Source organism: Pseudomonas sp. GW821-FHT05D12 (genome assembly GCF_059419825.1).
Genome location: NZ_JBWKSN010000001.1, coordinates 443,618 through 455,564, shown reverse-complemented (window position 1 = coordinate 455,564; position 11,947 = coordinate 443,618). Strand labels below are relative to the sequence as shown.

The 11,947-nt window shown below is 60.1% G+C and carries 10 protein-coding genes; 2 read left to right on the top strand and 8 right to left on the bottom strand.

Annotated elements, in window-relative coordinates:
- Positions 1-432 precede the first annotated feature (432 nt).
- Both AC07SI_RS02105 and AC07SI_RS02100 read left to right on the top strand, forming a co-directional pair.
- Positions 433-690, top strand: a complete 258-nt coding sequence (locus AC07SI_RS02105; protein WP_065900630.1) for a hypothetical protein — start codon at positions 433-435, stop codon at positions 688-690.
- Positions 691-787: 97 nt separating this feature from the next.
- Positions 788-1,054 carry a hypothetical protein gene (locus AC07SI_RS02100; RefSeq protein WP_065900632.1) on the top strand — a complete coding sequence of 89 codons (267 nt, stop codon included), beginning with the start codon at positions 788-790 and terminating at the stop codon, positions 1,052-1,054.
- Between the two features lie 128 nt (positions 1,055-1,182).
- Here AC07SI_RS02100 and AC07SI_RS02095 read toward each other — a convergent pair whose 3' ends face one another.
- From AC07SI_RS02095 to AC07SI_RS02060, 8 genes are all read right to left on the bottom strand, one after another.
- On the bottom strand, positions 1,183-2,154 hold the full coding sequence (locus AC07SI_RS02095; protein WP_025856265.1) for a peptide ABC transporter ATP-binding protein: 972 nt from the start codon (positions 2,152-2,154) through the stop codon (positions 1,183-1,185).
- Positions 2,154-3,122, bottom strand: a complete 969-nt coding sequence (locus AC07SI_RS02090; protein WP_024073411.1) for an ABC transporter ATP-binding protein — start codon at positions 3,120-3,122, stop codon at positions 2,154-2,156. The genes AC07SI_RS02095 and AC07SI_RS02090 overlap by 1 nt, the downstream gene beginning before the upstream one ends.
- A gap of 10 nt (positions 3,123-3,132) precedes the next feature.
- Positions 3,133-4,044: an ABC transporter permease subunit gene (locus AC07SI_RS02085; RefSeq protein ID WP_027604858.1), complete on the bottom strand. Its 912-nt coding sequence runs from the start codon at positions 4,042-4,044 to the stop codon at positions 3,133-3,135.
- A 10-nt stretch (positions 4,045-4,054) separates the two neighbouring features.
- Positions 4,055-5,065 carry an ABC transporter permease subunit gene (locus AC07SI_RS02080; protein WP_017739471.1) on the bottom strand — a complete coding sequence of 337 codons (1,011 nt, stop codon included), beginning with the start codon at positions 5,063-5,065 and terminating at the stop codon, positions 4,055-4,057.
- Between the two features lie 76 nt (positions 5,066-5,141).
- Positions 5,142-6,740 carry an ABC transporter substrate-binding protein gene (locus AC07SI_RS02075; RefSeq protein WP_495004981.1) on the bottom strand — a complete coding sequence of 533 codons (1,599 nt, stop codon included), beginning with the start codon at positions 6,738-6,740 and terminating at the stop codon, positions 5,142-5,144.
- Positions 6,741-6,820: 80 nt separating this feature from the next.
- A complete protein-coding gene (locus AC07SI_RS02070) occupies positions 6,821-8,215 on the bottom strand; it encodes an OprD family outer membrane porin (RefSeq protein WP_065900634.1) in 1,395 nt (464 codons plus the stop codon).
- 170 nt (positions 8,216-8,385) lie between these two features.
- Positions 8,386-9,990, bottom strand: a complete 1,605-nt coding sequence (locus tag AC07SI_RS02065) for an ABC transporter substrate-binding protein (RefSeq protein WP_065900636.1) — start codon at positions 9,988-9,990, stop codon at positions 8,386-8,388.
- Positions 9,991-10,295: 305 nt separating this feature from the next.
- Positions 10,296-11,924 (bottom strand): ABC transporter substrate-binding protein, encoded by a 1,629-nt coding sequence (locus tag AC07SI_RS02060; RefSeq protein ID WP_065900641.1) that lies wholly within the window; start codon positions 11,922-11,924, stop codon positions 10,296-10,298.
- Positions 11,925-11,947: the final 23 nt, after the last annotated feature.

Genomic DNA, 11,947 nt, shown 5'->3' with positions numbered 1-11,947 from the left:
GGCTGGCTGACCCAACGCTTTCGCAGGCAAGCCAGCTCCCACACTTATTTGTGGAGGCCTGATTCCTGTCCCTGGCGCAGCTCCCATACTTATTTGTGGGGCCTGATTTCTGTGCCTGGCGCAGTTCCAATGTGGGAGCGGGCTTGCCCGCGAAAGCGGTGTGTCAGTGATACTAGGCTGGCTGACCCAGCGCTTTCGCAGGCAAGCCAGCTCCCACACTTATTTGTGGAGGCCTGACTCCTGTGCCTGGCGCAGCTCCCACACTTATTTGTGAAGGCCTGATTCCTGTGCCTGGCTCAGCACCTACAGGGTGGGGGGCTGAATCGGGTGCCCGCCGTTGCTTTTCATCTGTCAGGGCGATTGGCGAGAAGCCCACATCCAGTCTAGCGTTTGAACTACTTCACCCACTCACCGACGGATCAGGAGAGGACCTTGCGTATAACTCAACGCGCCATCCAACTGGTGCTGCTGGGAGCCTTGGGCGTGTCCACTACCCTGGCGTACACCTCGACGCTGGCGGACGCGGGCACGCCCCAGTGGAAGGACACCGGACCGGTGACCAAGAAAAAGCAGAACGAGGTCAACTCGGGCGGCTGGCAGCCACAGGCCCAGCCGGCGCCCAAGGAGGATGCAGAAAACCCCTACAACGAAGGGGAAGACAGTGAAACCTATGACGACGGTGATACCTGAAGCGCGAGTGGCGCAAACCCAGGATCGGAACTAGCTTAATTCACAGCGACGGTCGAACGCCGGCGCACGTGATTCACTGACTGGACGGAAATCGACCATGAGTATTTTTCAACGTTTAGTGCTGCTGCTGAAAGTGCTGGTGATGTTGTCGCTGGGCGCGTCCTCTGCGTGGGCCAGTACGGCCGTGCAGAGCCAGGCCCCAGGGTTTGTAGCGGCGAAGACGGCGCAGGCGGGTGGCTTGCAGCTGGCCAAGAGCGAGTCCGAGCCGGGTGATGAAGGCCAGGGCGGCTCCAAGGATGATGACGACCAGCAAGCCCCACCAGACGACGATGACGCCGATGCTGACGGTGACAGCGATACGTAAGTCGAGGTAAAAAAAGCCCCGCCTGCCGGACTGATGCGCAATCCGACAGGTGGGGCGGTACAACTTCTGCAAGGCCCTGGGCTAACCCCCCAGGGCCTTTATCATTTCCGAGCAGGGCACGGATGATTTCAGGCGACGAATTGCTCCGCGTAGTGGCAAGCCACCTGACGGTTATCCAGCGCCCGCAATTGCGGCTCTTCGGTGCTGCATCGCGCGGTCGCATACGGGCAGCGTTTATGGAACGCGCAGCCCGGCGGCGGGTTCAGCGGGTTGGGCAGCTCGCCGACGATCTTGATCTTCGGCTTGTTCGGGTCCGGGTGAATCGTCGGGGTCGCCGACAGCAGCGCCTGGGTGTAGGGGTGCAAGGGGCGGGCGTAGATATCTTCCTTGGGTCCCACTTCCACCGGGCGACCGAGGTACATCACCATCACGTCGTCGGCCACATGCTGCACCACCGCCAGGTTGTGGGAGATGAACACGTAGGCAGTGTTGAACTCCTGCTGCAGGTCCATGAACAGGTTGAGCACCTGGGCCTGGATCGACACGTCGAGTGCCGAGGTCGGCTCGTCCGCCACCAGCACCTTGGGCTGCAGCATCATCGCCCGGGCCAGGGCGATGCGCTGGCGCTGGCCACCGGAGAACATGTGCGGGTAGCGCTGGTAATGCTCGGGGCGCAGGCCCACCTGCTTCATCATCGCCTGCACTTTCTCGCGGCGTTCGGCAGCGGACAGGTTGGTGTTGATCAACAACGGCTCGCCGAGTTGATCACCGACTTTCTGCCGAGGGTTCAGCGAGGCGTACGGGCTCTGGAACACCATCTGCACGTCTTTGCGCAATTGCTTGCGCTGGGCTTTGTCGGCACCGGCGACTTCCTGGCCGGCGATTTTCAACGAGCCCGAAGACGGCTCTTCAATCAGCGTGAGTGCACGGGCCAGGGTGGACTTGCCGCAACCCGACTCGCCTACCACGGCGAGGGTCTTGCCGGCTTCCAGCTCGAAGGACACTCCATTGAGGGCACGCACGGTGGCGTGGCCCTTGAACAGGCCACGGGACACTTCGTAGTGACGGGTCAGGTCGCGGGCGGTAAGAACGACGGCCATTACGCCACCTCCTGGTTCAAGGGGTAGAAGCAGCGTGCAAGGCTGTTGGATTTAGGGTCCAGGCCCGGGCGGGTCTGGCGGCAGCTTTCCTGCACATACGGGCAGCGTGGCGACAGCAGGCAACCCTGCGGACGGTCGTAGCGGCCGGGCACGATACCCGGCAGCGTGGCCAGGCGCGTGGCGCCGAGGCTGTGCTCGGGGATCGCCTTGAGCAGCGCTTCGCTGTACGGATGCGCCGGAATGTCGAACAGTTGCGGCACCTGGCCGACTTCCACGGCCTGGCCGGCGTACATCACGCACACGCGCTGGGCGGTTTCGGCCACGACCGCGAGGTCGTGGGTGATCAGCACCAGGCCCATGTTCTGCTCTTTCTGCAGGGCCAGCAGCAGGTCCATGATCTGCGCTTGAATGGTGACGTCCAAGGCGGTGGTCGGCTCATCCGCGATCAGCAGTTTCGGCTCGCCGGCAATTGCCATCGCGATGGCCACACGCTGGCTCATCCCGCCGGAGAGTTGGTGCGGGTAGGCATCCATACGGCTGGCAGCGCCTGGGATTTCGACCTTTTCGAGCAGCTCGATGGCCCGCTTGCGCGCTTGCTTGCCGGACATCTTCAGGTGCAGGCGCAGTACTTCTTCAATCTGGAAACCCACGGTGTAGCTGGGATTCAGCGCGGTCATCGGGTCCTGGAACACCATTGCCAGGTCCTTGCCGACGATCTGGCGGCGCTGGCGGTTGCTCAGCTTGAGCATGTCCTTGCCATCGAAGTTCAGCGCGTCGGCGGTGACGATGCCGGGGTGCTCGATCAGGCCCATCAGCGCCATCATGGTCACGGATTTACCCGAGCCCGACTCGCCAACGATCGCCAGTACTTCGCCTTTGTCGACGGAAATGTCGAGGCCATCGACCACCGGTACGGCGGTCTTGTCGCCGAAGCGCACGTTGAGATTCTTGATTTCTAACAGTGACATGGGAATCTCCTCAGGCGGCGTTCTTGAGTTTCGGGTCCAGCGCGTCGCGCAGGCCGTCACCCATCAAGTTGATTGCCAGCACGCTGAGCAAAATGGTCAAACCAGGCAAGCTCACCACCCACCAGGCGCGTTCGATGTAGTCACGGGCCGAAGCCAGCATGGTGCCCCACTCAGGGGTTGGCGGTTGGACGCCAAGGCCGAGGAAACCCAGGGCTGCGGCATCGAGGATCGCCGAAGAGAAACTCAGGGTGGCCTGGACGATCAGCGGTGCCATGCAGTTGGGCAGCACGGTGATGAACATCAGGCGCGGCAGGCCGGCACCGGCGAGGCGGGCGGCGGTTACGTAGTCACGGTTCAGCTCGCCCATCACCGCAGCGCGGGTCAGGCGGACGTAGGACGGCAGCGACACGATGGCGATCGCGATCACGGTGTTGATCAGGCCAGGGCCGAGGATCGCGACGATGGCAACCGCCAGCAGCAGCGACGGCAGGGCCAGCATGATGTCCATCAGGCGCATGATGGTCGGGCCGAGCAAGCGCGGGAAGAACCCGGCGAACAGCCCCAGCAGGATCCCCGGGATCAGCGACATCACCACCGAGGACAGGCCGATCAGCAAGGACAGGCGCGAGCCCTGGATCAGGCGCGAGAGCAGGTCACGGCCCAGTTCATCGGTACCGAGCAGGAATTGGATCTGCCCGCCTTCCAGCCACGATGGCGGGGTCAGCAGGAAGTCACGGTATTGCTCGCTGGGGTTATGCGGGGCCACCCAGGGGGCGAAGATCGCGCAGAACACGATCAGCAACATGAACAGCAGGCCGGCAACCGCGCCTTTGTTCTTGGAAAAGGCTTGCCAGAATTCTTTGTACGGGGACGGGTACAGCAGGCTCTGATCGACTGCTGACACTTGAGTAGGTGTGGTCATGGTCATGATCTCAGCGCTGGTGACGGATGCGTGGGTTGGCGAAGCCGTAGAGGATATCCACCACGAAGTTCACCAGGATCACCAGGCAGGCGATCAACAGGATGCCGTTCTGCACCACCGGGTAGTCCCGCGCGCCAATGGCTTCGATCAGCCATTTGCCGATGCCGGGCCACGAGAAGATGGTTTCGGTCAGGACCGCACCGGCCAGCAGGGTGCCGACTTGCAGGCCGACCACGGTCAGTACCGGGATCAGCGCGTTACGCAGGCCATGCACGAACACCACGCGCGCCGGCGACAGGCCTTTGGCCTTGGCGGTGCGGATGTAGTCTTCGCGCAGCACTTCGAGCATCGACGAACGGGTCATCCGCGCAATCACCGCCAGCGGGATGGTGCCCAGCACGATGGCCGGCAGGATCAGGTGGTGCAGGGCGTCGAAAAACGCGTCCGGCTCGTCAGCCAGCAGGGTGTCGATCAGCATGAAGCCGGTGCGCGGCTCGATGTCGTAGAGCAGGTCGATACGCCCGGATACCGGGGTCCAGCCCAGGCTTACCGAGAAGAACATGATCAGGATCAGGCCCCACCAGAAGATCGGCATCGAATATCCCGCGAGGGAGATGCCCATCACCCCATGGTCGAACAGGGATCCTCGCTTGAGTGCCGCGATCACCCCGGCCAGCAGGCCCAGGATGCCGGCGAACAACAGGGCGGCCATGGACAGTTCCAGGGTCGCCGGGAAAAGCGCGGTGAACTCGGTCCACACGCTGGTGCGGGTGCGCAGCGATTCGCCAAGGTCGCCCTGGGCGAGCTTGCCGACATAGTCCAGGTATTGCGCATACAGCGGCTTGTTAAGGCCAAGGCGTTCCATTGCCTGTGCGTGCATCTCGGGATCGACGCGGCGTTCGCCCATCATGACTTCTACGGGGTCGCCAGGGATCATGCGAATTAACGCAAACGTCAGCAACGTGATGCCGAAAAACGTGGGGATCAGTAACCCCAGTCGGCGGGCAATAAAACTAAACATCTTGTTGTGTACCTCAATCAGCCGGTTAGGCAGGTTCGGCGCCTTCAATAGCGAAGGCGCCGAGCGTTTTTCTTATTTACTTCACCTGGGTGGTGGCGAAGTTATTTGTCCCCAGAGGGCTTTGGGTGAAGCCTTCCACGTTCTTGCGCATGGCGGTGAACAGTTTCGGGTAAGCCATGGGAAGCCATGGTTGGTCCTTCTCGAAAACGTCCTGTGCTTGTTCATAGAGTGCAGCGCGCTGGCCGGGTTCAGCGATGGCGCGTGCCTTGTCGATCAAGTCTTGAAACTCTTTGTTACACCAGCGGGCGTAGTTTTCGCCGTTTTTCGCAGCATCGCAACTCAGGTTTGGGGTCAGGAAATTGTCCGGGTCGCCGTTGTCACCGACCCAGCCAGCCGAAACCATGTCGTGCTCGCCGTTCTTGGCGCGCTTGAGCATCTCGCCCCATTCCATGACTTTGATGTTGATCTTCAGGCCAATCTGCGCCAGATCCGCCTGCATGCGCTGGGCGCCGAGCATCGGGTTGGGGTTGGTCGGGCCGCCGCCGTTACGGGTGAACAGGGTGAACTCGGTGCCTTCCGGTACGCCGGCTTCCTTGAGCAGGGCGCGGGCCTTGTCCAGGTCGCGGGGCGGGTTCTTCAGTTTGTCGCTGAAACCCAGCAAGGTCGGCGGATAAGGGCCGGTACCTACCACCGCATTGCCTTTGCCGAACAGGGCTTCGGTATAGCCGGTCTTGTCGAACGCGATGTTGATCGCGTGACGTACCCGCGCATCGCTCATGTATTTGTGAGTGGTGTTCAGCGCGGTGTAACTGGTGGTCATCGCCGCCAGTTCGTCGACTTTCAGGTTCGGGTCTTGCTTGATGCTTGGAATGTCATCCGGCTTGGGGAACAGCGCGATCTGGCATTCGTTGGCCTTGAGCTTCTGCAGGCGCACGTTGTTATCGGTGGTGATCGCCAGGATCAGCGGGTCGACTGCTGGTTTGCCGCGGAAGTAGTCCGGGTTGGCCTTGAATCGCGCCTGGGCGTCTTTCTGATAACGGTTGAAGATGAACGGACCCGTGCCGATGGGCTTGGCGTTGAGGTCTTCGGTCTTGCCGGATTTCAGCAACTGGTCGGCGTATTCCTTCGAGTGGATTGAAGAGAATGCCATGCCCAGGTCGGCCAGGAACGGTGCCTCAGGGCGGGTCAGGGTGAAGACGACGGTGTGATCGTCGGTCTTTTCCACGCTCTTGAGCAGTTCCTTGAAGCCCATGCTTTCGAAGTACGGGTAGCCCACTAGGGACTTGTTATGCCACGGGTGATTCGGGTCCAGCTGGCGCTGGAAGCTCCAGAGCACGTCGTCGGCGTTCATGTTGCGCGTGGGTTTGAAGTAGTCGGTGGTGTGGAACTTGATGTCGTCACGCAGCTGAAAGGTGTAGGTCAGGCCATCGGCGCTGATCTGCGGCAGGTCTTTGGCCAGCGCGGGGATCACTTCGGTGGTGCCGGGCTTGAAGTCCACCAGGCGGTTGAACAGGGTTTCAGCGGCGGCATCAGCGGTGACGGCCGTGGTGTACAGGACCGGGTCGAAGCCTTCCGGGCTGGCTTCGGTGCAGACTACCAGCGGTTTGGCCGAAACGCCGATCGCCACGCTCAACAGCGCAGCGGCAATGGCGGCTTGTAGCGGGAGCATTTTCATTCAGAGCCCTCTGCAATCGATGGGACCAGACAAGCGTAGACGGCAGGCTCGTCCTGAGCCCGCCGTTTACCTGGTGCTAATTAAAGAATGTTGAACGGGATGGTGGTGACCAGACGGAATTCTTTGATGCTGCCGTCGGATTGGAACTCGCTGCCACGGTGCTCAACGTAGGTTGCGCGCACGGTGGTGGCCTTGAGAGCGCCGCTCTGGATGGCGTAAGAAGCGCCTACACCGTATTCCTGGTGTTTTTCGCCGTCTTGTTTCTGGATGCCGTCGTAGGCGAACTTGGCCCGCCCGTTGTTGCCGGTGTAGTGAGTACCGTCGATGTCCCAGCCGCGCGCCGAGTAGGCGTTGAACTTCAGACCTGGCACGCCGTATTCGGCCATGTTGATGCCGTAGGCGATCTGGAAGGATTTCTCGTTCGGACCGTTGAAGTCAGAGGTCAGGGAGTTGGCGAGGTAGATACCGTTGGTTTCGTGCAGGTAATCGAAGTACTCGTTACCGTTCACTTGCTGGTAGGAGAAGGTCAGGCTGTGAGCCTGGTGAGCCAGGCCCAGGGACAGGGAGAAGGTATCGTTGTCGATTTTCCCCATCTCTTTTTTGCCTTCATCGACGGTTTTGTAGTAGTTGAAACCGGTGGTCAGCGCCAGTTGCTGTGCATCGCCCAGCTCGTGGGTTGCGCCGAAGTAGTACTGGTTCCAGAAGTCCTTCACGTTAGCGCCGAAGACGCTGACTTTCAGGCTTTTCAGCGGCTGGTAGTTCAGGCCCAGTGTGGACACCTTATCGGTTTCCGCGCCATTGCCGTATTCGGTACGGAATTTCGACAGGCTCTGTTCGGTACGTGGCGAAACGCGGTCAAACACGCCGCCCTGGAACGACAGGTTGCTGAATTCTTCGCTGTTGAAGCTCACACCTTCGAAGCTCGATGGCAGTGCACGGTTGCCGATGGTGTCGACGATGCCGCTGCTGAAGTTCTGACGACCGGCGGTCAACGTGGTGTTCGATACGCGGAACTGCACGTTGGCCAGGCCCAGTTTGCTCCACTGGCCTACTGCATCACCGTCGGAGTCAGCCAGGGTACGGTTGGAACCACCCTTGATGTCACGCTTGTTACGGTCCAGGACCAGCGCGTTGTAGACCGCCAATTCGGTCTTGACGCCTACGGTGCCTTGGGTGAAGCCCGAGCTGCCGTTGATGATGGTGCCCTGTACCCAGTTGGTACGGTTACGGTCGGTACGGGTTACACCGTTCTTCTTGTATTCGAAGGTGCCGCCACGGTATTTGCTTTCGTGGGAGTACCAGTTGCGCGTGGTGCCGCCCAGGCTGAAATCTTCGATAAAGCCTTTGGCCTCGCTTTGAGCGCTGGTGCCGGCCAGTGTGGTGGGGACGAATTCCTGGCTGGCGGATTCAGCGAAGGCGGTAGCCGTGATGCTGCTGATGGCCAGGGCCAGAAGCGCTTTGCTGCTCAGTTTCATGGGTTGAAGCTCCTTTGGTTCTCTTTTTTATGCCGGTCTTTTTTGGTGATCCGGCTATTGGGTGTGTAACTCGTTCAAGCTATTGCAAACGTTTGCCGTAGGAAAATTCCCAACAAAAGGCTGCACGTTTGCCGGAGAGCGAGTTTCGCTCCCCTGCATCCGGTTATTTTTTATGGGTTGATACTGACGCCCGAGAACACGTTGCGGCCGAAGGGGCTCACTTTGAAATCTTCGACTTTGGCGCTTAACGGCTGGTTGACCGTCGAGTGGGCGACCGGCGTGATCGGCACCTGCTGCTTGAGCAGTTGCTGCGCCTGTTTGTACAGAACAGTCCTTTGTTCTCGGTCGGTGACGACCTTGGCTTGCTTGATCAACTTGTCGTACGCCGGGTCACACCACATGGAGTAGTTGTTCCCGCCGATGGCGTCGCAGCTGTAGAGGGTGCCCAGCCAGTTGTCCGGGTCACCGTTGTCGCCGGTCCAGCCGATCAGGCTGATATCGTGCTCACCGTTCTTGGTGCGCTTGATGTATTCGCCCCACTCGTAGCTGACGATCTTGACCTTGAGGCCGATCTTGGCCCAGTCGCTTTGCAGCATCTCGGCCATCAGCTTGGCGTTGGGGTTGTACGGCCGTTGCACCGGCATCGCCCACAGAGTGATTTCGGTACCTTCCTTCACCCCGGCAGCCTTGAGCAGTTCCTTGGCCTTTTCCGGGTTGTAGGCGGCGTCCTTGATGGTGTCGTCGTAGGACCACTGCGTCGGCGGCATGGCGTTGACCGCCAATTGGCCCGCGCCCTGGTACACGGCATTCAGGATGCTCTGCTTGTTCACCGCCATGTCCAGCGCCTGGCGCACTTCGAGCTGGTCGAACGGCTTATGGCGCACGTTGTAGGCGATATAGCCGAGGTTGAAGCCAGGCTTGGTCAGCAGTTGCAGGTTCGGGTCGGCCTTGAGGGCCTCCACATCCGCCGGACGCGGGTGCAGGGTGACCTGGCATTCGCCGGCCTTGAGTTTCTGCACGCGCACCGAGGCGTCGGTGTTGATGGCGAAGATCAACTGATCGAGCTTGACCTTGCTCGGGTCCCAGTACTGTTTGTTGCCTGCATAACGGATCTGCGAATCTTTCTGGTAGCGCTGGAACACGAACGGTCCGGTGCCGATCGGCTTCTGGTTGATGTCGCTGGGTTTGCCGGCCTTGAGCAACTGGTCGGCGTATTCGGCCGACAGGATCGAGGCGAAGCTCATGGCGATGTTTTGCACGAAGGCAGCATCGACCGTGTTCAGCGTCATCACCACGGTGTACGGGCCGGTTTTCTCGACCTTGGCGATGTTCTTGTTCAGGCTCATCCCGTTGAAGTACGGAAACTCGGTGGGGTAGGCCTTGCGAAACGGATGGTCGGGGTCAAGCATGCGGTTGAAGGTGAACAGCACGTCGTCCGCGTTGAAATCGCGCGTCGGCTTGAATTCCTTGTTGCTGTGGAATTTCACCCCTTCACGCAGGTGGAAGGTGTAGGTCAAGCCGTCTTCGGAAATATCCCACTTGGTCGCCAGCCCAGGTACGACATTAGTCGCGCCCTTTTCAAATTCAACCAGGCGGTTGTACAGCGGCTCGGCCGCATCGTTGTCGGTGGCGGTGGTGTATTGCGCAGTGTCAAACCCTGCCGGGCTGCCTTCGGAGCAGAACACCAGGCTCTTCTTGTCGGCGGCCTGGCCCAGCGTGGCGACAGCCAGCAGGCTGGTGCCGAAAATTGCGGATAGAACGGTGGTATGGCGCATGACGATCCCGATCCTTGTTTGTAGTTGTCATCAGCGAGCAATCACCCAGGCCTTGCGGCCAGGGCGACATCACTGATCCCACACACGGCAAGTGCCTTTCCCAGATTGCAGCCTCTGCTGTCCTACGACGTTATGGGTCGCGGACTTCGCAGTAAATGCGCAAAATCGGACTGACCTTGTAGGCAAAAGAGCTGCGTATCGCAGTGCGTTGCTGTAGGAGGCAACGACTGCGAACGTGGTCTGTTTCCTACGGTCCAGGCGGATGCAATAACGGCGACGTTATGAAACGTCGCCGTCAGTGATCCTTACTTGCCGCTTACGCTCACGCCGTAGAAGGAGTTCAAGCCAAACGGGCTGATCTTGAAGTCCTGCACGGTGGTGCGCATGGGTTGATACACCGTCGAGTGCGCGATAGGTGTCATCGGGACTGCATCTTTGAGGATATGTTGCGCCTGCTTGTACAGCTCGGTGCGTTTGGCGACATCCGAGGTAGCCTTGGCTTCTTTCACGATGCCATCGAATTTCTTGTCGCACCATTTGGAGAAGTTGTTACCGGCCAGCGAGTCGCAGCCGAACAGCACGTTCAGCCAGTTGTCCGGGTCACCATTGTCACCGCTCCAGCCAATGATCATGGCCTGGTTCTCGCCGCCTTTGGAGCGCTTGATGTACTCGCCCCACTCATAGCTGGTGATTTTTACGTTCAGACCGATCTTCTTCCAGTCGTTCTGCAGCATTTCAGCCATCAGCTTGGCGTTCGGGTTGTACGGACGCTGGACCGGCATGGCCCACAGCACGATCTCGGTACCTTCCTTGATGCCCGCTTCCTTGAGCAGCGCCTTGGCTTTCTCAGGGTCGTACTTGGCATCCTTGATGGTGGTGTCATACGACCACTGGGTTGGCGGCATGGCGTTGACGGCCAGTTGGCCCGCGCCCTGGTACACGGAGTCGATGATCTGCTGCTTGTTCACCGACATGTCCAGCGCCTGGCGCACGCGCAGGTCTGCCAGTGGGTTCGGCTGGTCGCTGCCCTTGACCTTGTCCATGACGTTGTAGGCGATGTAGCCCAGGTTGAAACCGGCCTGGTGCGGCAGTTTCAGGTCCTTGTCTTCGCCCAGCGCCTTGAGGTCGGCCGGACGCGGGAACAAGGTGATCTGGCATTCGTTTTTCTTGAGCTTCTGGATACGCACCGACGGGTCGGTGGTGATGGCGAAGATCAGGTTATCGATCTTCACATCGGCAGGGTTCCAGTAGTCCTTGTTGCCGGTGTAGCGAATGTTCGAGTCTTTCTGGTAGCTCTTGAACACGAACGGACCGGTGCCGATCGGCTTCTGGTTGATATCTTGCGGCGTGCCGTTCTTCAGCAGTTGGGCTGCGTACTCGGCGGACTGGACCGAGGCGAAGCTCATGGCCAGGTTCTGGATGAAAGCGGCGTCCACGGTGCCAAGGGTGAACTTGACGGTGTGGTCATCGACTTTCTCGATGTTCTTGATGTTGGTGTCCATCCCCATGTCCGTGAAGTACGGGAACTCGGTGGGGTAGGCTTTGCGGAACGGGTCGTCCTTGTTAATCATGCGGTTGAACGTGAACAGCACGTCATCGGCATTGAAGGTACGGGTCGGCTTGAAGTACGGGGTGGTGTGGAACTTGACGCCGTCGCGCAGGTGGAAGGTGTACGTCAGGCCATCCGGGGACACGTCCCAGCTGGTGGCGAGCCCAGGAATCACAGCGGTGCCGCCGCGTTCGAACTGGGTCAGGCGGTTGAACATGGTTTCGGCCGAAGCATCGAAGTCTGTTCCGGTGGTGTACTGGCCTGGATCGAAACCAGCCGGGCTCCCTTCGGAGCAGAACACCAGGTTAGTCGCCGCATGGGCGAAAGGGGCCGCGGCCATAAGGCCAGCGCTCACTAATAACGGAAGGACTGCGTGTTTAAGCATGTTGGCCTCATGATTTGTTGTCA